The sequence below is a fragment of the Enterobacter sp. 6722112 genome, assembly GCF_058661685.1.
On sequence record NZ_JBZWGR010000007.1, the window covers coordinates 511719 to 534979 of the forward strand.

The window sequence follows — 23261 nt, forward strand, 5'->3', positions numbered from 1 at the left end:
TAACTCTTGTGCAATCATGGGGTAAACACAACCCCGGAGGGATTCGTTATGACCATTACTACTGTCGGTATCGATCTTGCTAAAAATGTGTTCGCTGTTCATTGCGTTGACCAGAATGGCAAAACCGTTCTGGTTAAATCCAGAGTAACCCGCGCAGCTCTTCCCGGGCTGATTGCTGGTTTGCCGCCCTGTGTTATCGGGATGGAGGCGTGCTCCGGGGCTCATTACTGGGCAAGACTGTTTCGGCAGTATGGTCATGAGCCGCGTCTGATGGCCGCTAAATTTGTATCGCCTTACCGCATGGCTGGTAAATCAGGGAAAAATGATGCAGCTGATGCTCAGGCTATCTGCGAGGCGGTTCGTCGCCCACATATGCGGTTTGTGCCGGTTAAGGATGAGAGCCAGCAGGCAATGCAGTGTCTGCATCGTACCCGACAGGGTTTTATCGAAGAGAAAACAGCAACATATAATCGTCTCCGGGGGTTGATATCTGAATTCGGCGTTATCGCCCCACAAAGTACAGATGCCCTGCGCCACATAGTTTTTGAGCAGAAGAATTCTTTACCACTTCAGGTTCAGCAATGTGTTGATGATTTGCTGGAGCACGTTGCTCGCATTGAAGATAACATCGCTGAATATGACCGAATTTTGTCCCGCATGGCCAAAACAGATCATCGCAGTCAGCGGCTGATGGAATTGAAGGGCGTTGGCCCCACAACGGCCTGTGCGCTGGTCGCCAGTATCGGTAATGCACATGATTTTAAGAATGGGCGCCAGCTGGCAGCCTGGCTGGGACTGACACCATCGCAGTACAGCAGCGGCGGAAAGTCGAAGCTTGGCAGGATAACGAAAGCTGGCGATTCGTATCTGAGAACACTTCTGGTTCAGGGTGCCCGCTCGGTACTGATCGGGGCGGAGAAAAGGACTGATTTATTCAGTCGTTGGGTCTGCTCACTGGTCGAACGCAGAGGATACTGGCGCGCTGTTGTTGCCATCGCTGCCAAAAATGCAAGACTGTGCTGGGCATCATTGCATTACGGTGATGATTTCAGGTTGTACTCAGCCAGCTAAAGTACAAAGCTGTATGACCATCTGTTCTGCAACTCGTTGATGATAAAGGGTTAGACCCCGTGAGGTATATCTGCTTATTGTACAGGGCAAGTGTACCCGACTAACGAACTAGAGCCTCACGAGCGTCTTTCATCAGGGTCCGAATCGATGACGATTCATCATGACCGTTTATAGTACCGCAGTCTCTCCCCTTTATTTTTTTACTATAGTGCAGACAGAAACCGTAAACACCGGCGTTGACATGCCGGGGAAGCCCTTATAGTACATCCAGGTGTTCAGGTCGTCTTCATTGCGGAAGGTGATCTGGTCGCGATCGTCACGCTTATGCAGGAACATGCCCTGTGCGGCAAGGTAGTTACCTAAGTAAGCACCCACTTCAGGTGCCATGACTTCCGGAGCATTGTTACCGCCGTTGTCAGTGTTGCCGCCGTTATCGGTGCTGCCGCCGTTATCGGTGCTGCCGCCGTTATCGGTGTTGCCGCCGTTATCGGTGCTGCCGCCGTTATCGGTGCTGCCGCCGTTATCGGTGTTGCCGCCGTTGTCGGTGTTGCCACCATCATCGGTGTTGCCACCGTTATCGGTGTTACCGCCATTGTCGGTGTTGCCACCATCATCGGTGTTGCCGCCGTTGTCGGTGTTATCGCCATCATCAGTATTGCCACCGTCATCGGTGTCGTCGGAAGGCTCATCAGAAGGCGTCGCCTTTGATTCCAGATACCAGTTGCCGTCACTGTGCTGGTAGAGGCTATATTCCCAGGCGCCTGCAACGACCGGTTTTGCCAGCGTCAGTTGGGCTTCGGAACTGCCGCCGATGCTGACAATTTCCATACCGTTAATGGTTTGCGCGCCTGCGCCGCCAATGTTGGTGATGCTGATGCCAGACTGACCGAAGCTGCTACCCGTAATAGTGAGGTGATCAGTTGGTGAATTATCTTCACCCAGGGTGCTGTTCATCACGATCTGGCTACCGTCAGAGCCGGTGTAGTCGCCATTAATCGTAAAATTATTGCCAACGCTCTTATTAGCCGCACTGAGTAACAGCGTGCCGCCATTAGTCACGTTGCCGTTGATGGTATCGACGCCGGAAGCGCTGAGCGTGGAGTTACCCTGGACTGCATTCCATGCCGCCAGCGTACCGCCGCTAAGAACCGCGATGTTGTTGTTCACTTCGCCTGCGGTGGCAAAGGTCGCGCCATTTTCAACGGTAACGGTGGCGTTACTGCCCTTGACGCCGAGCGTTGCGCCGGTGGAGACCAGCGTGGTGCCGCCGTGCAGAACCGTATCCCCTGTATAGCTATTTTTGCCCGTCAGGGTCAGGGTGTTGGAATCAACTTTTTCGACGTTACCGCTACCGGTCATGTCGGTGGCGAAAGTGAAATCGCTTCCCTGGTTAAAAATGACGGTACCGTTGTTGGTGAGCCCACCGCTGAGGGTCGCGGTTTTTTCGCCATCGCCCAGTTGCAACGAAGCATCTTTGGCCACCCGTGTATTACCGGTATTCGATACCGCGCCTGACAGGGTTAACGCGCCCGTGTCTATCAGCAAGGAATCGCCAGAGCCAATAATATCGAGATCGCCCGACAGCGCCCAATTTTCGCCCATCATTTTTATACTGGCAAAACCGTCGCCTTCGTTCAGACCCACAAAGTTACTGTCTTCCGTACCGGTGCCGATCAGGGTGAGAGTGTTTCCCGTGGAATTGGTGGAAATAACGTCACCGATAAGAGTGGAACCCGTATCAAGCACCAGGGTGTTATTTTTATTGCTGGCAAACATAACAGCGGCTGTATCACCACTAATCGTTCCGCTATTCGTGATATCTACTTTTGCATTATTCGTTACATTAAAACCGTATTGCGCACCCTGCACGTTACCAGTATTTATGACCTTAGTGTTACCCTCGCTCAGAGCGATTCCATCATTCGCTGTGCCAGTGATCGTACCCGCATTATTAATGGCAACGCCTGCAAGTGCGTTCAGGCCAGTTTTACCTTTAATAACTCCGGTTGTGCTATTTGAAATACTTACAGCCGATGAGTTTTCACTAACGAATATACCATCCTCAAAAGCGGTTATATTCCCACGGTTGCTAATTTCACCTTGCATTGATTCAATACTAATAGCTGTAGCCGATTTCGATGTGATGGCGGCACCTTCCTCGTTATTCACCACAACACGTTGCGCGGCAGTATTTATATCCAGGCCAGTTTCCCTACCGGAAATATTCCCTTCGTTAGTGATATTATTGATAGTAAACCCAGTGACAGATACCGCCGCTTCACTATCTGCGGAAGATATCGTCACGTCTTTATTAATAACATATTCAGCATCGGCTGAGAAATCTTGAGGAACAGAAGTTGATTGGTCAATCGTTGCAGAAAACGCAACCGCAGGGGTGCATATCAACAAGGCAGGAAATATCTTTCCCAGAGTTTTGGTTGTATTATTTAATTGGGAGGGTTTGTTGCTCATGTACACATCCATTTGAGTGAGAAGGAATATTCGACACGTGTGTGAAACGTATATCGATCGCCTAAATAATGAGCTCAAAACAAAGAGCGTAAAATTATTATTTTTTCAATGGGTTATGTACAGACTGTTTTATTAAAGAATGACTTAAGGTCCTCTAAAAATATCTGTTGGCAATATGAGTTGTTACTATTATTTTGCGGCATGAATTTGTCGTACGCGTCGTTTTCTTTCTTTAGCGCCGTAATCGCTGTTAAGGTGGTGATGATTGCCAATACTTGCGATTTACTTTGAAGCGTAAGATGACCCCTTTAAGTCGGGGTGGTAACTGTCTACACTCATTGCTACAAGAAAAGTAAAAGACGGGCATATACATGATTCTGATAATTTATGCGCACCCCTATCCGCAGCACTCGCATGCGAATAAGCGGATGCTTGAGCAGGCAAGGACGCTTGAAAACGTAGAGATACGTTCCCTCTATCAACTCTATCCTGATTTCAATATCGATGTCGCCGCCGAACAGGAGGCGCTCTCCCGTGCCGATCTGATCGTCTGGCAGCATCCGATGCAGTGGTACAGCACGCCTCCGCTGCTGAAATTGTGGATCGACAAAGTTTTCTCCCACGGTTGGGCATATGGACACAACGGCAACGCGCTTCAGGGCAAAAGCCTGATGTGGGCTGTTACCACCGGCGGGGGGGAAAGCCACTTTGAGATTGGCGCCTTCCCCGGATTTGACGTGCTGGCGCAGCCGCTCCAGGCTACTGCCCTTTACTGCGGTCTGAACTGGCTTCCGCCTTTTGCGATGCACTGTACCTTTGTCTGCGACGATGAAACCTTGCAGGCGCAGGCTCGTCACTACAAACAACGTTTACTTGAGTGGCAGGAGACGCACAATGGATAGCCATACGCTGATACAGGCGCTGATTTACCTCGGCGCGGCGGCATTAATTGTGCCCGTGGCGGTTCGTCTGGGGCTGGGCTCGGTGCTCGGCTATCTGATTGCCGGGTGTGTGATTGGCCCCTGGGGCTTTCGGCTGGTGACGGATGCCGAGTCGATCCTGCATTTTGCGGAGATCGGCGTGGTGCTGATGCTGTTTGTGATTGGTCTGGAGCTGGATCCGCAGCGGCTGTGGAAACTGCGCGCCTCGGTGTTTGGCGGAGGCGCCCTGCAAATGCTGGCCTGCGGTCTGCTGTTGGGCGGGTTCTGCATTCTGCTGGGGATGGAGTGGAAAGTCGCAGAGCTGATCGGCATGACGCTGGCGCTCTCCTCGACGGCGATTGCCATGCAGGCAATGAACGAGCGTAATCTGACGGTGTCGCAAATGGGGCGCAGCACCTTCTCCGTACTGTTGTTCCAGGATATTGCCGCCATCCCGCTGGTGGCGATGATCCCGCTGCTGGCAGCCAGCGGCGCATCAACGACGCTGGGAGCATTTGCCTTATCAGCGCTGAAGGTTGCCGGTGCGCTGGCGCTGGTTGTTCTGCTTGGTCGCTACGTAACGCGTCCGCTGCTGCGCTTTGTTGCTCGCTCTGGCCTGCGCGAAGTATTCAGCGCCGTTGCGTTATTCCTGGTGTTTGGTTTTGGATTGCTGCTGGAAGAGGCCGGGCTGTCGATGGCAATGGGCGCCTTCCTCGCGGGGGTCTTACTGGCAAGCTCCGAATACCGTCACGCGCTGGAAAGCGATATCGAGCCGTTTAAAGGATTGCTGCTGGGGCTGTTTTTCATCGGCGTCGGGATGTCTATCGACTTCGGGACGCTGGTAACCCATCCGCTGCGCATCATCATTCTGCTGGTGGGTTTCCTGGTCATTAAAATGGCGATGCTGTGGCTGATTGCCCGCCCGTTAAATGTGCCAAAACCGCAACGCCGCTGGTTTGCCGTGCTGCTGGGGCAGGGGAGTGAGTTTGCTTTCGTGGTCTTTGGCGCAGCGCAGATGGCAAATGTACTTGATCCGGAATGGGCAAAAGCGCTGACGCTGGCGGTTGCGCTGTCGATGGCCGCAACGCCGATCCTGCTGGTGCTGCTGACGCGTCTGGAGAAAACGGGAAGCGAACAGGAGCGAGAAGCCGATGAGATCGACGAGGAGCAGCCGCGGGTGATCATCGCCGGATTTGGCCGCTTCGGGCAGATTACTGGCCGTTTACTGCTCTCCAGCGGTGTCAAAATGGTCATTCTCGATCACGATCCTGACCATGTCGATACGCTGCGTAAATTCGATATGAAAGTGTTTTACGGTGATGCGACCCGCGTCGATCTGCTGGAATCCGCCGGGGCGGCGAAAGCCGAGGTGTTGATTAATGCCATTGACGATCCAGAGACCAGTATGCAGATGGTTGAGCTGGTCAAAGAGCATTTTCCGCATCTGACCATTATCTCCCGTGCGCGCGATGTGGATCACTACATCCAGCTGCGTCAGGCGGGTGTGGCAGCCCCTGAACGTGAAACCTTCGAAGGGGCGCTCAAATCTGGCCGCATGGCGCTGGAAAGCCTGGGGCTTGGCGCGTATGAGGCACGTGAGCGTGCCGATCTGTTCCGCCGTTTTAATCATGAGATGGTGGAAGAGATGGTGGCGATGGCGAGCAGTACGGCAACCGAACGCGCTGCGGTGTTTAAACGCACCAGCACCATGCTGACGGAGATCATCAACGAGGATCGTAATCATCTGTCGCTGGTTCAGCGCCACGGCTGGCAAGGAACGGAAGAGGGCAAGCATACTGGTGATCCTGCGGATGAACCGGAGAGTAAACCCTCTGCGTGAAGTGGAGTTGCCAGCAATATTAAAAAATTTCTAATTCTTTACCCTGCCGCCAGTCGACGAAAGATTAAGCTTTCCGTATAGTGGCGGCAATTTTTTGCATCCGGGAAATTTTCAATGATCAGTCTGATTGCAGCGCTGGCGGTAGACCGCGTTATCGGCATGGAAAACGCCATGCCGTGGAACCTGCCTGCCGATCTCGCATGGTTTAAACGTACTACGTTAAACAAGCCGGTAGTGATGGGCCGCCTGACCTGGGAGTCGATTGGTCGTCCGCTGCCGGGTCGTAAGAATATTGTGATCAGTAGCCAGCCGGGCACTGACGATCGCGTTCAGTGGGTTAAGTCCGTAGATGAAGCCATTGCCGCCTGCGGCGATGCCGAAGAGATCATGGTGATCGGCGGGGGGCGTGTGTATGAGCAGTTCCTGCCAAAAGCGCAGAAACTGTATCTGACGCACATTGATGCGGAAGTGGAAGGGGATACCCATTTCCCGGATTACGATCCGGACGAGTGGGAGTCCGTATTCAGTGAGTTTCACGATGCGGATGCGCAGAACTCACACAGCTACTGCTTCGAAATTCTGGAACGTCGTTAACGGTTTTATCCTCTCCCCGAAGGGAGAGGATAAATATCTTCAGGAGGCGACTGCCTCACCCTCGCCTAAGTCCAGCTGTCGGTTGGATGGCTGCACAAAGTAAGTTTTATCTTCCCAGCGTAAGCAGGTTAAATCCCCGCCCCAGCAGCATCCGGTATCCAGCGCATAGATATTTTCCGGGGTGCCTTTTCCTTCCAGCGATGCCCAGTGTCCAAATACCACACTGTATTCGTTTGTCACGGGGCCCGGAATCGCAAACCATGGCTTAAGCGGCGCAGGGGCATTTTCAGGCGTATCTTTGCAATACATATCCAGTTGCCCGTTCGGGAAGCAGTAGCGCATCCGCGTAAAAGCATTGGTGATAAAACGCAGTCGCGCCAGGCCGCTGAGGTCATCACTCCAGTTATTCGGCATGTCGCCATACATCGCATCCAGGAAGAACGGATAGGAGTCGCTCGCCAGCACCGCTTCGGCGTCGCGCGCGCAGGTTTTTGCCGTCTCAAGATCCCACTGAGGCGTGATGCCGGCATGCGCCATCACCAGCTTTTTCTCTTCGTCAATCTGTAGCAGCGGCTGGCGACGCAGCCAGTTGAGCAACTCATCGGCATCCGGTGCTTCCAGCAGGGGGGTAATGCGATCTTTCGGCTTATTACGGCTGATCCCGGCGTATACGGCCAGCAGATGCAGATCGTGGTTGCCCAGCACCATGCGCACGCTGTCACCCAGCGATTTGACATAGCGGAGGACGTCCAGGGAACCGGGACCGCGCGCCACTAAGTCGCCCGTCAGCCAGAGCGTGTCCTGCCCGGGGGTGAAGTCGACCTGTTTTAATAATGCGATCAGTTCATCGTAGCAACCGTGAACGTCGCCAATCAGATATGTAGACATTAGATTAATGAATAAGTGTAGGTACGGCGAGACGGAATACGGGAATAGCAATGCGGAAAGCATTGCCGTCGGCATCGACCATTTCATAATGGCCTTGCATGGTACCCAGCGGCGTTTCAATTACCGCGCCGCTGGTGTACTGATACTCTTCGCCAGGGGCGATATGGGGTTGTTCACCGACCACACCTTCGCCCTGGACTTCAATTTCACGGCCATTGCCGTTGGTGATAAGCCAGTAGCGCCCGAGCAGTTGCACAGGCATCCGCCCCAGATTGCGAATGGTTACGGTATAAGCAAAGACAAAACGTTCTTCATCCGGTGTGGATTGGGACTCAATGTAGACGCTTTGAACCTGAACACAGACGCGGGGCGAATCAATCATGGCTTAGCTCTCCTTCGGCGGCGCATTGTCGCTGATGTAATTAGCCAGCTTGCAGTACTGCTCTACGGAAATATTTTCCGCACGCATTGCCGGGTCGATGCCCAACTCAGCTAATACGTCAACGGTAAACAGATTGCCAAGGCTGTTACGAATCGTTTTACGGCGCTGGTTAAAGGCTTCTGTCGTGATACGGCTCAGCACGCGCAGGTCTTTGACCGGGTACGGCATCGTTTTATGTGGCACCAGGCGCACAACCGCAGAATCTACCTTTGGCGGTGGCGTGAATGCGGAAGGCGGTACTTCTAATACCGGGATCACGTTGCAGTAATATTGCGCCATCACGCTTAAACGACCATACGCTTTACTGTTCGGCCCTGCAACCAGACGGTTAACGACCTCTTTTTGCAACATGAAGTGCATGTCGGCAATGGCATCAGTATAGCTAAACAGATGGAACATCAGCGGGGTGGAGATGTTGTACGGCAGGTTACCGAACACGCGCAGCGGCTGTCCCATTTTTTCTGACAGTTCGCCAAAGTTCATGGTCATCGCATCCTGCTGATAAATCGTCAGCTTCGGCCCGAGGAACGGGTGCGTTTGCAGACGCGCGGCCAGATCGCGGTCGAGTTCGATAACGGTCAGTTCGTCGAGGCGTTCGCCTACCGGCTCGGTCAGCGCGGCAAGACCCGGGCCGATTTCGACCATGGCCTGACCTTTCTGCGGATTAATGGCAGAAACGATACTGTCGATCACAAACTGATCGTTGAGGAAGTTTTGCCCGAAGCGTTTACGGGCTAAGTGGCCCTGATGGACTCGATTAGTCATTGAGTATTAACAATCATTTTGATGGCGAGATTAAGCGCCGTAATAAAACTGCCGACATCCGCTTTTCCCTGGCCTGCCAGATCCAGCGCAGTACCGTGGTCAACGGACGTTCGAATAAAGGGTAAACCGAGGGTGATATTCACCCCGCGGCCAAAGCCCTGGTATTTTAGCACGGGCAGACCCTGATCGTGGTACATCGCGAGTACGGCGTCGGCATTATCCAGGTATTTGGGCTGGAAAAGGGTGTCGGCAGGCAGAGGCCCGCTGAGGTTCATCCCCTTCGCCCGCATCTCCTCAAGCACCGGAATGATGGTGTCGATCTCTTCGGTGCCCATATGTCCGCCCTCACCCGCGTGCGGATTCAGGCCGCAAACCAGCACATGCGGCTGCGGAATGCCGAATTTGGTTTGCAGATCGTGATGCAAAATGCCAATGATCTCACGCAGGAGTTCAGGCGTAATGGCATCCGGAATGGCTTTGATCGGCAGGTGCGTTGTTACCAGCGCAACGCGCATTGCTTCGGTTGCCAGCATCATCACCACTTTCGGGCTGTGCGAACGCTCTTCGAAAAATTCGGTATGCCCGGTAAACGGAATGCCCGCGTCATTGATCACGCCTTTATGCACCGGACCGGTGATCAGGGCGGCAAATTCGCCCTGAAGGCAACCGTCACAGGCGCGCGCCAGCGTCTCGACGACGTAGTGGCCGTTTTCAGTGTGTAACTCACCGGGGACAACAGGCGCACGGAGCGGAACAGAAAGCAGGGTGAGAGTACCCGCCTGCTGCGGTGCGGGCTGTTGGCCTTCAACGTAAGGGAGGAGCGTTAAAGGCAGACCGAGCAAGGCTGCCCGGTCTTGTAACAGTGTTGCATCTGCGCAGACAACCAACTCTACCGGCCAGCTGCGCTGGGCGAGCTGAACCACAAGGTCAGGCCCAATCCCGGCGGGTTCGCCGGGGGTGATCACAACACGATGCGGTTTCATCAGTTGCTCAACACTTTCACGTAAGCGCTGGCGCGTTGTTCCTGCATCCAGGTTGCGGCTTCTTCAGAGAACTTACGGTTAAACAGCATGCGATACGCACGGTCTTTCTGCGCCGCGTCGGTTTTATCCACGTTGCGCGTGTCCATCAGCTGGATCAGATGCCAGCCGAAGGAGGAGTGCACCGGCGCGCTCATCTGGCCTTTATTCAGCTTCATTAACGCATCGCGGAAAGCCGGATCGTAAATATCCGCTGCCGCCCAACCCAGGTCACCGCCCTGGTTTGCAGAGCCAGGATCCTGAGAGAACTCTTTTGCCGCTTTATCGAAGGTGGTTTTACCGCTCTTGATGTCTGCCGCGATCTGTTCCAGCTTCGCACGAGCCTGATCGTCAGTCATGATCGGAGACGGCTTAAGCAGGATATGACGCGCATGCACTTCGGTAACCGAAATGTTCTGGCTCTGGCCGCGCAGGTCGTTCACTTTCAGAATGTGGAAGCCCACACCGGAACGGATTGGACCGACGATGTCGCCTTTCTTCGCCGTGCTCAGCGCCTGGGCAAACAGGGATGGCAGCTCCTGAATACGGCCCCAGCCCATCTGGCCGCCTTTCAGCGCCTGCTGGTCAGCGGAATAGGTGATCGCCAGCTTGCCGAAGTCATCGCCATTACGCGCCTGCTCAACGATAGCGCGCGCCTGGCTTTCCGCCTCAGCCGCCTGATCGGAAGTTGGGTTTTCCGGCAGTGGGATCAGGATGTGGCTCAGGTTAAGCTCAGTGCTGGCATCATTCTGATTCCCCACTTGTTTTGCCAGGGCATCCACTTCCTGAGGCAGGATGGTGACGCGGCGACGGACTTCATTGTTACGCACTTCTGAAATCAGCATCTCTTTACGGATCTGATTACGGTAGGTGGCATAGCTGATGCCGTCATAGGCCAGGCGGCTACGCATCTGATCCGGGGTAATGTTGTTCTGCTTTGCAATGTTGGCGATCGCCTGATCGAGCTGCTCGTCAGAGATCGTCACGCCCATTTTCTGGCCCATCTGAAGAACAATCTGATCCATGATCAGACGCTCCAGGATCTGGTGGCGCAGCGTAGCGTCATCCGGAAGCTGTTGACCTGCTTCGCCCGAGTTGAGCTTTACAGATTTCATCAAACCGTCAACGTCACTTTCAAGCACGACGCCGTTGTTAACCACAGCCGCGACTTTATCGACAACCTGTGGGGCCGCGAAGCTGGTATTCGCAACCATAGCGACACCGAGTAGCAGCGTTTTCCAGTTCTTCATACTTTTTCCATTTCAATTAACCGCAAAGCGGATTACGTTGTAAATCAAGCACATTACAATGAACTACGATACGGCAGAATGTTCGAGCGCAGCATCTGCTGCGTGCCCAGACCGTAGTTAGAACTCAGGCCGCGCAACTCGATATTAAAGCCGATCACGTTATCATATTTGCCCTGACTGTTTTGCGTATCCCAGCCGTTAAGTTTGCGTTCGTAACCGACACGTATTGCGTAACAGCAGGAGTTGTATTGCAGACCCAGCATCTGGTCAGCAGGTTTTTGGGCATTCGTGTCATAGTAGTAGGCCCCGACGACTGACCAACGATCGGCGATCGGCCAGCTCGCGGCGGTACCCACCTGTGAAATACCGTCTTTGTATTGGTCTGTATTCGCATAGTTTGGCAGCGTCGCCTGGATATACTCCGGGTTGGCGTAACGGTACGTCAACTGCAACATGCGGTCTTCATCACGACGGTATTCGATGGCTGCGCTGCCCGTCGCGATATTGTCCAGTCGTGTATCGTACTGAACACCACCGCGCAGACCCCAACGATCCGTCATGCGCCAGTAGGTGTCGCCCGCCCATACCAGTGAGCCCGTTTTGTTGTCTTTCTCCCAGTTAATGTCGTCATCACCGGTACGAGACTCGGTGAAATAGTAGATTTGACCAACAGAAACGTTAAAACGTTCAACGGCAGCATCATCATATACGCGCGTTGTGACGCCAGTCGTTAACTGGTTAGCAGACGCAATACGGTCAAGCCCGCCGTAGGTACGGTCACGGAACAGGCCGCTGTAGTCTGATTGCAGGAAGGAAGAGTCGTAGTTTTGAATTTTGCTCTGATCGCGATAAGGCACGTACAGATACTGCATACGCGGCTCAAGCGTCTGGGTGTATCCATCGGCGAGAAGGCCCATATCACGTTCGAAGATCAGCTTCCCGTCCATTTTGAATTGCGGAAGCGTACGGTTTACCGACTCTTCAAGATCGGTGCCATAGCGTTTGTTATACCAGTCCAGATTTTTCTGCTGGTAGTGGGTGGCCATCAGCTTAGCTTCGGTATTCAGGCTCGCCCAGTCGTTTGACCACGGCAGATTGATCGTCGGCTCGATATGCAGACGCGTTGATTCCGGCATATCCGAGTTGGTGTTGACGAAATGGACCGCCTGAGCATAAACGCGCGTGTCGAAAGGACCCACATCGTTCTGGTACCAGTTCACGTCCAGCTGCGGCTCGGCACCATAGGTACTACGCGATTGTGTATCAAATACCTGGAACTGTTTGGTCGACACCGTCGCGTCAAAGTTCTCAATGGCGTAGCCCACGCTGAATTTCTGCGTGGCGTAACCGTCGGTACTGGAGCCGTATTTAGAATCAAAGTCGTTGAAGTAATACGGATCGCTGACTTTGGTGTAGTCGATGTTGAAACGCCACACCTGATCCAATACCCCGGCGTGCTTCCAGTAGTACATCCAGCGGTGCTTATCACCTTCGCTCGGATGCTCGTCCTGGAACACCTTATCTGATGGCAGATAATCAAATTCCATCAGACCCGCGCCCGCCTTGGTCAGATAGCGGAATTCGTTCTCCCACATGATGTTACCGCGCTTATGGATATAGTGCGGCGTGATCGTGGCGTCCATGTTGGGCGCAATGTTCCAGTAGTACGGCAGGTAGAACTCAAAGTAGTTCGACGTGCTGTACTTGGCGTTCGGGATCAGGAAACCTGAACGACGTTTGTCACCCACAGGCAGTTGCAGGTAAGGGCTATAGAAAATGGGCACCGGGCCGAGTTTAAAACGGGCGTTCCAGATCTCTGCAACCTGTTCTTCACGGTCGTGGATCACTTCACTGCCCACAACGCTCCAGGTATTTGACCCTGGCAAACAGGAGGTAAACGTGCCGTTTTCGAGAATGGTGTAGCGGTTTTCGCCGCGCTGCTTCATCAGGTCCGCGGTACCGCGCCCCTGACGACCGACCATCTGGTAATCACCTTCCCAGACGTTGGTGTCTTTGGTATTCAGATTCGACCAGGCTTTCGGACCTTTCAGGATGACCTGATTGTCGTCATAGTGCACATTACCCAGCGCATCCACCGTACGGACAGGCGCCTGAGCACCTTCCGGTTGCTTCTGGTGCAATTGCACTTCGTCAGCAAGCAGGCGACTGTTTCCCTGGTTAATATCGACATTGCCCGTAAAGGTCGCATTGTCAGGATAATTACCTTTTGCGCTGTCGGCATTAATGGTGACGGGTAAGTCATTCGTATCGCCTTTCACCAGTGGGCGATTGTAACTTGGGACGCCAAGCATACACTGCGAGGCGAGATCGGCTGCGAGCCCCTGTTGGCTATACAGGGCGGTGCCAATCATTGTGGCCAGAAGGGTGGGGATACGTTTTTTCATACGTTGTATTTTATTGTTCCGTCATCAGTGGCTACGGCTTACAAACGCTCAGAGACTATCTTACTCATCAGCGCAGTACCAGCGTTAATCCTGCCCGTTTGCGCGCCAGAGTGTTAGGCTCGCTATCGAATGACGAGTATGATAATGCAAATTATAGGCGATGTCCCTCAATTGACCGTGGCGCGACCACTGTAATGATGGCGTTGCGTCGGCCAGGAACATGACCATTCGGGGAGTATATGCAGTATTGGGGTAAAATAATCGGCGTTGCGTTCGCAATTATTATGGGTGCCGGATTCTGGGGCGTCGTTCTTGGCCTCATTATCGGCCATATGTTTGATAAAGCACGCAGCCGCAAAATGGCCTGGTTTGCCAACCAGCGCGAGCGCCAGTCACTCTTTTTCTCCACCACCTTCGAGGTGATGGGGCACTTAACCAAATCAAAAGGACGCGTAACGGAAGCCGATATTCAGGTGGCCAGCGTCTTTATGGATCGCATGAATCTGCACGGCGAATCCCGCATCGCGGCGCAGAATGCGTTTCGGATTGGTAAATCAGATCACTACCCGCTGCGTGAAAAAATGCGGCAGTTCCGTAGCATCTGTTTCGGGCGTTTTGATTTAATTCGGATGTTTCTGGAAATTCAAATCCAGGCCGCCTTCGCGGATGGCTCTCTGCATCCGAATGAACGGGACGTCCTGTATGTGATTGCTGAAGAGCTGGGCATTTCCCGCATGCAGTTCGATCAGTTCCTGCGCATGATGCAGGGCGGCGCGCACTTTGGCGGCGGTTATCAGCAGCAATCGTCCGGCGGCGGCTGGCAGCAGGCGCAGCGTGGCCCTACGCTTGAAGATGCCTGTAACGTCCTCGGCGTGAAGCCGTCTGACGATGTCACGACCATCAAACGCGCCTATCGTAAGCTGATGAGCGAGCACCATCCGGATAAGCTGGTGGCGAAAGGCCTGCCGCCAGAGATGATGGAAATGGCGAAACAAAAAGCGCAGGAAATCCAGAAAGCCTACGAGCTGATTAAAGAGCAGAAAGGTTTTAAATAAAAAAATGGCCCGACACAGTCGGGCCATTTTTTCAGAAGTCCACCGGGGCTTTGAACGTCATGGCGTTGCCGAAAGCAGGGTGGGTGATGGTGAGCGTCTGCGCATGCAGTTGCAGGCGCGGCGCTAACGCCAGCGCTTCCGGCGGCGCATAGAATCTGTCCCCCAGAATGGGGTGACCCATCGCAAGCATATGCACACGCAGCTGGTGGGAGCGCCCGGTAATCGGCTTCAGCAGGACGCGCGCGGTGTTATCCGGCGCGTACTCCAGCACTTCATACTCGGTTTGCGCGGCCTTGCCGGTTTCGTAACACACCTTCTGCTTTGGCCGGTTCGGCCAGTCGCAAATCAGCGGTAAATCCACCAGCCCTTCCGCCTGCGCCGGATGGCCCCAGACGCGCGCGACATACTGTTTCTTCGGCTCGCGCTCGCGGAACTGACGCTTCAGCTCGCGTTCTGCCACTTTATTCAGAGCCACCACAATCACGCCGCTGGTCGCCATATCCAGACGATGGACAGACTCGGCCTGGGGATAATCACGCTGGATACGCGTCATCACGCTGTCTTTATGCTCTTCCAGACGCCCCGGCACGGATAACAAGCCGCTCGGCTTGTTAACCACCATAATATGCTCGTCCTGATACAGAATGACCAGCCACGGATCCATCGGGGGATTGTAGGGCTCCATTACCATCTTGCGCTCCGCTTACTGATGCGTCACAACGATAAGACGCAGGGCGTCGAGACGCCATCCCGCCTGATTCAGGCTTTCCAGCACCTGCTGGCGGTTGCTCTCAATGGCGGCCAGCTCATCGTCACGAATGTTAGGGTTCACTGCTTTCAACGCTTCCAGACGCGACAGCTCGGCAGAAAGCTTCTCATCGGCTTCGCTACGCGCCGCATCGATCAGCACTCTGGCCGCTTTTTCGGCCTGGGCTTCACCCAGTTGCAGAATGGCATGCACGTCCTGCTGCACCGCATTCACCAGCTTACTGCCGGTATGGCGGTTCACCGCGCTCAGCTGACGGTTGAAGCTTTCAAACTCCACCTGGCCGGCCAGGTTCGTACCGTTTTTATCCAGCAGCAGACGCACCGGGGTTGGCGGCAGGAAGCGGTTAAGCTGAAGCTGTTTCGGCGCCTGCGCTTCCACAACGTAGATCAGCTCCACCAGCAGCGTGCCCACAGGCAAGGCTTTGTTCTTCAACAGGGAGATGGTGCTGCTGCCGGTATCGCCGGAGAGGATCAGATCCAGACCGTTGCGGATCAGCGGGTGCTCCCAGGTGATGAACTGTGCATCTTCGCGGGAAAGCGCCACATCACGCTCAAAGGTGATGGTGCAGCCGTCTTCCGGCAGGCCCGGGAAATCCGGCACCAGCATATGATCGGACGGGGTCAGCACGATCATGTTCTCGCCGCGATCGTCCTGGTTAATGCCGACGATGTCGAACAGGTTCATGGAGAAGCTGATCAGGCTGGTGTCATCGTCCTGTTCTTCGATACTTTCGGCCAGCTGCTGCGCTTTTTCACCGCCGTTGGAGTGGATCTCCAGCAGGCGATCGCGACCCTGCTCCAGCTGAGCTTTCAACGCGTCGTGCTTCTCTCGACAGGATTTGATCAGCTCATCAAAGCCCTCGGTGTTTTCCGGCGCCGCGAGGTAACCGATCAGATCGCTATGCACCTGGTCATAAATGGTGCGGCCCGTCGGGCAGGTATGTTCAAACGCATCCAGGCCTTCGTGGTACCAGCGAACCAGAACGGACTGGGCGGTTTTCTCCAGATACGGAACGTGGATCTGAATATCGTGCGCCTGACCGATACGATCCAGACGGCCGATTCGCTGCTCCAGCAGATCCGGGTTAAACGGCAGATCGAACATCACAAGATTGCTGGCGAACTGGAAGTTACGGCCTTCAGAACCGATTTCGGAGCACAGCAGAACCTGCGCGCCGCTGTCCTCTTCACTAAACCACGCCGCAGCGCGGTCGCGCTCGATAATAGACATGCCTTCATGGAACACGGCGGCGCGAATACCTTCGCGCTCGCGCAGCACTTGTTCAAGTTGCAGGGCGGTGGCTGCCTTGGCGCAGATCACCAGCACCTTCCGGGAACGGTGCGCGGTCAGATAACCCATTAACCACTCCACGCGCGGATCGAAGTTCCACCAGGTGCCAGTGTCGCCTTCAAATTCCTGATAAATTTGCTCCGGGTAGAGCATATCGCGCGCGCGATCTTCCGCTGATTTACGGGTGCCCATAATGCCGGAGACTTTAATCGCCGTCTGGTACTGGGTCGGCAGCGGCAGTTTGATGGTGTGCAGCTCGCGTTTCGGGAAGCCTTTCACGCCGTTACGGGTGTTGCGGAACAGCACGCGGCTGGTGCCGTGACGGTCCATCAGCATGTCGATCAGCTCTTTACGCGCAGATCCCGCATTATCGCTGTCGCTGTTCGCGGCCTGAAGCAGCGGCTCAATATCCTGCTCGCCGATCAGATCGCTGAGGGTGTTAAGTTCATCATTAGAGAGACGATTACCGGCCAGCAGCAGCGCAACGGCGTCCGCCACCGGACGGTAGTTTTTCTGCTCTTCAACAAACTGCTCAAAATCGTGGAATCGGTTCGGATCGAGCAGGCGCAGACGGGCGAAGTGGCTCTCAAGACCCAGCTGCTCCGGGGTGGCGGTCAGAAGCAGAACGCCCGGTACGCGCTCGGCAAGCTGCTCAATCGCCATGTATTCACGGCTTGGCGCATCTTCGCTCCAGACGAGGTGGTGCGCTTCGTCGACGACCATCAGATCCCATTCTGCGTCGCACAGGTGCTCCAGGCGCTGCTTGCTGCGGCGTACGAAGTCCAGGGAGCAGATCACCAGCTGTTCGGTTTCAAACGGGTTGTCCGCGTCGTGCTGGGCTTCGGCATAGCGCTCGTCGTCGAACAGGGAGAAGCGCAGGTTAAAGCGGCGCAGCATCTCGACCAGCCACTGGTGTTGCAGCGTTTCCGGCACCACAATCAGCACGCGCTCGGCAGCGCCAGAGAGCAGCTGCTGGTGCAGGATCATGCCTGCTTCGATGGTTTTACCCAGGCCCACTTCGTCAGCCAGCAGCACGCGAGGCGCATGGCGACGGCCCACGTCATGGGCGATATTCAGCTGATGGGGAATAAGGCTGGTACGCTGGCCGCGCAGGCCGCTCCACGGCATGCGGTACTGTTCACTCTGGAACTTACGCGCGCGGTAGCGCAGGGAGAAGCGATCCATTCGGTCGATTTGCCCGGCAAACAGACGGTCCTGCGGCTTGCTGAAAACCAGTTTGCTGTCGAGCAGCACTTCACGCAGGATAACATTCGTCTCGTCGGTATCAAGACGCGTTCCAATGTAGGCGAGCAGTCCATTCTCTTCTTTTACGTCTTCAACCTTCAGCTGCCAGCCTTCGTGGCTGGTCACGGTGTCGCCCGGATTGAACATTACGCGGGTAACAGGGGAGTCATTGCGAGCGTACAGGCGGTTTTCACCGGTAGCAGGGAAAAGGAGGGTAACCATGCGCGCATCGACGGCAACGACGGTTCCTAATCCAAGTTCGCTTTCTGTATCGCTGATCCAGCGTTGACCAAGTGTAAAAGGCATAGTTGTTCGGCTCTAATCTTTAATTGCAGGCAATAGTTCGACCCCGTCAAAAAAGACGGTCATCGAAAAATGGGTCCGGGAATGGAAAGGGCGCTATGGTACTGGATGGCAACGGTTTCGTCACGCGTCAAAATAGCCCAAGTTGTCCTGTCACTAGTGTAGCAAAGTCGTCATTGATGAACGGTAAAATTCCCTCCGCAACCGGCTGAAGCTGGCGGGTCAGGTAGTGATCGTAATCGAGCGGAGACTGCTGGTAATCAACGGGTTCCGGGCCGTTAGTTGTCCAGACGTATTTGATCGTACCCCGGTTCTGATACTGCGGCGCACGGCCCCGGCGAACATTCTCTTCATCCGCCAGCCGCGCGGCGCGTACGTGGGGAGGAACGTTACGTTGATATTCGGCCAGCGGGCGGCGCAGGCGCTTGCGATACACCAGCTGGTCATCCAGTTCACCCGCCATCAGGCTGGCGATGGTGTCGCGCACGTAGTCCTGATACGGCTCGTTGCGAAACACCCGCAGGTAGAGCGTCTGCTGGAACTGCTGCGCCAGTGGCGTCCAGTCGGTGCGCACCGTCTCCAGCCCTTTAAAGACCATCCGCTGCGTGTCACCGTCCTGAATCAGCCCGGCGTAGCGCTTCTTGCTGCCCTGGTCGGTTCCGCGAATGGTCGGCATTAAAAAGCGGGCAAAATGGGTTTCAAACTCCAGCTCTAACGCGCTGGTTAACCGCTCTTTTTGCAAATTTTCGCGCCACCAGTCGTTCACGTAGGCGACCAGTTCTTTGCCGATTCGCGCGGCGTCGTCTTCTGAATGGGCCGCTTTCAGCCAGACAAAGGTGGAGTCGGTATCGCCATAAATAACGTCATAGCCCCGGGATTCAATCAGCGCTTTGGTCTGGCGCATAATGTCGTGCCCGCGCATGGTGATGGAAGACGCCAGCCGGGGATCAAAGAAGCGGCAGGCGCTGGTACCCAGCACGCCGTAAAAGGCGTTCATAATGATTTTCAGCGCCTGTGAGAGCGGCTTGTTGCCGTGGCGTTTCGCCTCGTCGCGGCCATGCCAGATGTTTCCCACAATTTCGGGCAGGCAGTGTTTTTTCCGCGAGAAGCGAGCTCCAAGAAACCCTTCGGTGCTGTGCGCATCGTCTGGCTGGGCCATCCCCTCCACCAGCCCCACCGGATCAATCAGAAACGTGCGGATAATTGACGGGTACAGGCTTTTATAATCCAGCACCAGCACCGAGTCATACAGTCCGGGCCGTGAATCCATCACGTAACCGCCGGGGCTGGCCTGCGGCGGCACGTCGCCGAGATTAGGGGCGACATAGCCCGCCCGGTGCATCCGCGGGAAATAGAGGTGGCTGAAGGCCGCTACCGAGCCGCCGTGCCTGTCGACCGCGAGACCGTTCACCGTTGCGCGTTCCAGCAGGAACGGCATGATCTCGGTTTTGTGGAAGATCTGCGTCACCAGCTCGCAATCTTTCAGGTTATAGGTAGCGAGCGCCGGTTTATCCTCGTTAAAGCGCCGGTCGATCTCGTCCATTCGGTCCCAGGGATTGTCGATGGATTTACCTTCGCCGAGCAGTTCCTGGGCGACCGCTTCCAGCGAGAAGGAAGAGAAGTTCCAGAAGGCGGATTTCAGCGCCTCGATGCCGTCGATAATCAGGCGACCATTGGCCTGTGCAAAGAATACGCCGTTCTTAAAACCGTGCTCACGCCACTCCAGCTCGCTGTTGCCGCGCCCCAGAATCAGCGGGATACGGTAACGCTCGGCATGTTTTTGCAGCACGCGCAGGTCAAACTGCACTACGTTCCAGCCGATCAGAACATCCGGATCGTGCTCGGCAAACCACTGGTTAAGCTTCTCCAGCAGTTGCGGGCGGCTGTTGACGTACTCCAGATTAAAATCCAGCGCGGACGCATCGCCGTTCGGCGGCCCGAGCATATAGACAACCCGCTGCCCACAGCCTTCCAGGCCAATGCAGTACAGTTCGCCATGGCGGGTGGTTTCAATATCCAGCGACACCCACTTTAGCGGCGGGCGATAGTGCGGATTAGGCTTCAGGCGCGCGTTAACGATCCTGCCGTTTTGCGCGGTGCCATCTACCCAGACGGGGGCGGTGATAAACCGCTCCATCAGAAAGCGTTCAGGCGGGCGAATGTCGGCCTCGTAAAGCGTCACGCCTGCTTCACGGAGCAGTTTTTCATAGCGCATTAACTGGCGATGAGCGCGGCAATAAAGGCCGTAAACCGGCTGGCGGTGGAAATCTTTCAGCTGAAGCGGCGTAAGGCGCCAGTTGTTTTCGCCGCGTAGCAGTTGTTTCACTTTCTCGACGTGAGCTTCAGGAATAAAGGCCACGGACTCCTGCGGCGGGAGCGTAACGTTTAGCGGGCCGTTGTCCGTTGCCAGCCAGAATTCAACCTCAGTACCCTGAGGGGTATCCCGCCAGTGTCTGGTCAGTAAAAAGCCTTCTTGCGCCTGCGTCACGCCGTTATCCCATAAAACAAAACCAGGCCTGATTATAGCCTGGTTGAGGGGTGTTTGCTGGGGTTTTATACAGTGCCCGTTCCGCCGGATGGCGCTGCGCTTATCCGGCCTACAGGTTCCGCAGGCCCGGTAAGCGCAGCGTCACCGGGCAAGGGTTTACTGCCCGTAGTAGGCTTTCGCACCGTGCTTACGCAGGTAATGCTTATCCAGCAGGGTTTGCTGCATATCCGGCAGCTGCGGTGCCAGCTGGCGGCAGAAGATCCCCATATAGGCGACTTCCTCCAGCACGATCGCGTTGTGCACCGCGTCCTCCGCGTTTTTACCCCAGGCAAACGGGCCGTGGGAGTGCACCAGCACGCCGGGCATTTGCGCCGCGTCGATTCCCTGTTTTTCGAAGGTTTCGACAATCACGTTCCCCGTTTCCCATTCGTACTCACCGTTGATCTCCGCATCGGTCATCAGACGCGTGCAGGGAATGGTGCCGTAAAAGTAGTCCGCGTGGGTGGTGCCGGTGGCCGGAATAGGCTGGCCCGCCTGCGCCCAGATGGTCGCGTGACGCGAATGGGTATGCACAATCCCGCCGATGGTCGGGAAGGCCTGATACAGCAGGCGATGAGTGGGCGTATCGGAGGAGGGCTTTTTATTGCCTTCAACCACTTCACCCGTTTCGATGCTGACCACCACCATGTCTTCTGCGGTCATTACCGTGTAATCCACGCCGGAAGGCTTGATCACGAACACCCCTTTTTCCCGGTCAACGGCGCTGACGTTGCCCCATGTCAGGGTTACGAGGTTATGTTTTGGCAGCGCCAGGTTGGCTTCGAGTACCTGACGTTTGAGATCTTCTAACATTGTCGTCTCCTGCCGGTTGGCGCTGCGCTTATCCGGCCTACAGAACCGTAGGCCCGGTAAACGAAGTGCCACCGGGCACTCCGTACTTAGCGTTTTGAACCGTAATAGACTTCGTTCCAGCGCAGCGCGTCTTTAAAGGCTGGCAGACGGGTGTCGTTATCAATCACGGTCAGTTCGATGTCGTGCAGCTCGGCAAACTGACGCATATCGTTCAGGTCAAGCGCGTGGCTGAATACGGTGTGGTGCGCGCCGCCGGCCAGGATCCAGGCTTCCGAGGCGGTTGGCAGGTCAGGCTGTGCTTTCCACAAAGCGTTGGCGACCGGCAGTTTCGGCAGAGAATGCGGGGTTTCAACCGCATCGACGCAGTTCACCAGCAGGCGGAAACGATCGCCGAGGTCGATCAGGCTGGCGTTAATGGCCGGGCCGGTACGGGTGTTGAAGATCAGACGGGCAGGATCCGCTTTGCCGCCAATGCCGAGGTACTGCACGTCGAGGATCGGTTTCTCTTCAACCGCGATGGATGGACACACTTCCAGCATGTGCGAGCCGAGCACCAGATCGTTGCCGTTCTCGAAGTGGTAGGTGTAGTCCTCCATAAAAGAGGTGCCGCCCTGTAGACCGGTCGACATCACCTTCATGATGCGAAGCAGAGCGGCAGTTTTCCAGTCGCCTTCGCCCGCAAAGCCGTAGCCCTGCTGCATCAGACGTTGTACCGCCAGACCCGGGAGCTGTTTTAGGCCGTGGAGATCTTCAAAGGTGGTGGTGAAGGCATGGAAGCCGCCCTGTTCCAGAAAACGCTTCATGCCCAGCTCAATACGTGCGGCATCCAGCACGTTCTGGCGCTTGTCACCGTTGACCTGTGCCGCAGGCGTCAGGCGATAGCTGCTTTCGTACTCGTCCACCAGCGCGTTAACGTCGCCATCGCTGATGTCATTCACCACCTGCACCAGGTCGCCCACCGCCCAGGTGTTGACGGAGAAGCCAAATTTAATCTGCGCGGCCACTTTATCACCGTCGGTGACCGCCACTTCGCGCATGTTGTCGCCGAAACGCACCACTTTCAGGTGGCGGGTATCCTGCTTAGATACCGCCTGACGCATCCAGGAGCCAATACGTTTTTGTGCCTGACCGTCCTGCCAGTGCCCGGTCACCACGGCATGCTGTTGACGCATGCGCGCGCCGATGAAGCCGAACTCGCGGCCGCCGTGCGCGGTCTGGTTCAGGTTCATGAAGTCCATGTCGATGCTGTCCCACGGCAGGGAGGCGTTGAACTGCGTGTGGAATTGCAGCAGCGGTTTGTTGAGGATAGCCAGGCCGTTGATCCACATTTTGGCTGGCGAGAAGGTGTGCAGCCACACCACCAGGCCAGCGCATTTGTCATCGTAATTGGCATCGCGGCAAATGTTGGTGATTTCGTCCGGGGTGGTACCCAGCGGCTTCAGCACCAGTTTGCACGGCAGTTTGGCTTCCGCGTTCAGCGCATTCACAACGTGCTCCGCGTGTTTCGTCACCTGCTGCAACGCTTCCGGTCCGTACAAATGCTGGCTGCCAATCACAAACCACACTTCATAATTATTAAAAATGGTCATTATC

At 55.3% G+C, this 23261-nt stretch carries 16 protein-coding genes and 1 pseudogene; 5 read left to right on the top strand and 12 right to left on the bottom strand.

Annotated elements, in window-relative coordinates; genetic code table 11:
• Window positions 1-48: 48 nt before the first annotated feature.
• Complete coding sequence (locus tag AC4OVU_RS04050; protein ID WP_001567660.1) at window positions 49-1071, top strand: IS110 family RNA-guided transposase; 1023 nt, start codon at window positions 49-51, stop codon at window positions 1069-1071.
• A 252-nt stretch (window positions 1072-1323) separates the two neighbouring features.
• Here the strand turns inward: AC4OVU_RS04050 and AC4OVU_RS04055 are convergent.
• Window positions 1324-3543, bottom strand: a pseudogene (locus AC4OVU_RS04055) (autotransporter outer membrane beta-barrel domain-containing protein); the annotation flags it as partial.
• A gap of 371 nt (window positions 3544-3914) precedes the next feature.
• Here AC4OVU_RS04055 and kefF point away from each other — a divergent pair.
• The 3 genes from kefF to folA all read left to right on the top strand — a co-directional run bounded on the left by kefF (window position 3915) and on the right by folA (window position 6897).
• Complete coding sequence (gene kefF, locus AC4OVU_RS04060; RefSeq protein WP_017383806.1) at window positions 3915-4445, top strand: glutathione-regulated potassium-efflux system oxidoreductase KefF; 531 nt, start codon at window positions 3915-3917, stop codon at window positions 4443-4445.
• Window positions 4438-6303 (top strand): glutathione-regulated potassium-efflux system protein KefC, encoded by a 1866-nt coding sequence (gene kefC / locus AC4OVU_RS04065; RefSeq protein ID WP_023295908.1) that lies wholly within the window; start codon window positions 4438-4440, stop codon window positions 6301-6303. The genes kefF and kefC overlap by 8 nt, the downstream gene beginning before the upstream one ends.
• A 114-nt stretch (window positions 6304-6417) precedes the next feature.
• Window positions 6418-6897 carry a type 3 dihydrofolate reductase gene (gene folA / locus AC4OVU_RS04070; RefSeq protein WP_003856431.1) on the top strand — a complete coding sequence of 160 codons (480 nt, stop codon included), beginning with the start codon at window positions 6418-6420 and terminating at the stop codon, window positions 6895-6897.
• Window positions 6898-6936: 39 nt separating this feature from the next.
• Here folA and apaH read toward each other — a convergent pair whose 3' ends face one another.
• From apaH to lptD, 6 genes are read right to left on the bottom strand one after another with little or no spacing between them, the layout of a single operon-like run.
• Window positions 6937-7785: a bis(5'-nucleosyl)-tetraphosphatase (symmetrical) ApaH gene (gene apaH / locus AC4OVU_RS04075; protein ID WP_015572649.1), complete on the bottom strand. Its 849-nt coding sequence runs from the start codon at window positions 7783-7785 to the stop codon at window positions 6937-6939.
• 4 nt (window positions 7786-7789) lie between these two features.
• Window positions 7790-8167, bottom strand: coding sequence for a Co2+/Mg2+ efflux protein ApaG (gene apaG / locus AC4OVU_RS04080; protein ID WP_003856425.1), 378 nt, complete (start codon window positions 8165-8167; stop codon window positions 7790-7792).
• 3 nt (window positions 8168-8170) lie between these two features.
• Entirely contained in the window at window positions 8171-8992 is an 822-nt protein-coding gene (gene rsmA / locus AC4OVU_RS04085; RefSeq protein ID WP_003856423.1) for a 16S rRNA (adenine(1518)-N(6)/adenine(1519)-N(6))-dimethyltransferase RsmA, read from the bottom strand.
• Complete coding sequence (gene pdxA / locus AC4OVU_RS04090; RefSeq protein WP_015572650.1) at window positions 8989-9975, bottom strand: 4-hydroxythreonine-4-phosphate dehydrogenase PdxA; 987 nt, start codon at window positions 9973-9975, stop codon at window positions 8989-8991. The genes rsmA and pdxA overlap by 4 nt, the downstream gene beginning before the upstream one ends.
• Window positions 9975-11261 (bottom strand): peptidylprolyl isomerase SurA, encoded by a 1287-nt coding sequence (gene surA / locus AC4OVU_RS04095; protein ID WP_017383803.1) that lies wholly within the window; start codon window positions 11259-11261, stop codon window positions 9975-9977. The genes pdxA and surA overlap by 1 nt, the downstream gene beginning before the upstream one ends.
• Window positions 11262-11314: 53 nt before the next feature.
• Window positions 11315-13666, bottom strand: coding sequence for an LPS assembly protein LptD (gene lptD / locus AC4OVU_RS04100; RefSeq protein ID WP_491928625.1), 2352 nt, complete (start codon window positions 13664-13666; stop codon window positions 11315-11317).
• A 239-nt stretch (window positions 13667-13905) separates the two neighbouring features.
• On the opposite strand from lptD, the gene djlA reads away from it, so the two are divergent.
• Window positions 13906-14721, top strand: coding sequence for a co-chaperone DjlA (djlA, locus tag AC4OVU_RS04105; protein WP_015572652.1), 816 nt, complete (start codon window positions 13906-13908; stop codon window positions 14719-14721).
• 31 nt (window positions 14722-14752) lie between these two features.
• Here djlA and rluA read toward each other — a convergent pair whose 3' ends face one another.
• The 5 genes from rluA to araA all read right to left on the bottom strand — a co-directional run bounded on the left by rluA (window position 14753) and on the right by araA (window position 23257).
• Window positions 14753-15412 carry a bifunctional tRNA pseudouridine(32) synthase/23S rRNA pseudouridine(746) synthase RluA gene (rluA, locus tag AC4OVU_RS04110; RefSeq protein WP_110292499.1) on the bottom strand — a complete coding sequence of 220 codons (660 nt, stop codon included), beginning with the start codon at window positions 15410-15412 and terminating at the stop codon, window positions 14753-14755.
• 12 nt (window positions 15413-15424) lie between these two features.
• Window positions 15425-18331: an RNA polymerase-associated protein RapA gene (rapA, locus tag AC4OVU_RS04115; protein ID WP_015572654.1), complete on the bottom strand. Its 2907-nt coding sequence runs from the start codon at window positions 18329-18331 to the stop codon at window positions 15425-15427.
• Between the two features lie 127 nt (window positions 18332-18458).
• Window positions 18459-20816, bottom strand: a complete 2358-nt coding sequence (polB, locus tag AC4OVU_RS04120) for a DNA polymerase II (RefSeq protein WP_110292500.1) — start codon at window positions 20814-20816, stop codon at window positions 18459-18461.
• A 156-nt stretch (window positions 20817-20972) separates the two neighbouring features.
• Window positions 20973-21668 carry an L-ribulose-5-phosphate 4-epimerase gene (gene araD / locus AC4OVU_RS04125; protein WP_015572655.1) on the bottom strand — a complete coding sequence of 232 codons (696 nt, stop codon included), beginning with the start codon at window positions 21666-21668 and terminating at the stop codon, window positions 20973-20975.
• A gap of 86 nt (window positions 21669-21754) precedes the next feature.
• Window positions 21755-23257 carry an L-arabinose isomerase gene (araA, locus tag AC4OVU_RS04130; protein ID WP_015572656.1) on the bottom strand — a complete coding sequence of 501 codons (1503 nt, stop codon included), beginning with the start codon at window positions 23255-23257 and terminating at the stop codon, window positions 21755-21757.
• Window positions 23258-23261: the final 4 nt, after the last annotated feature.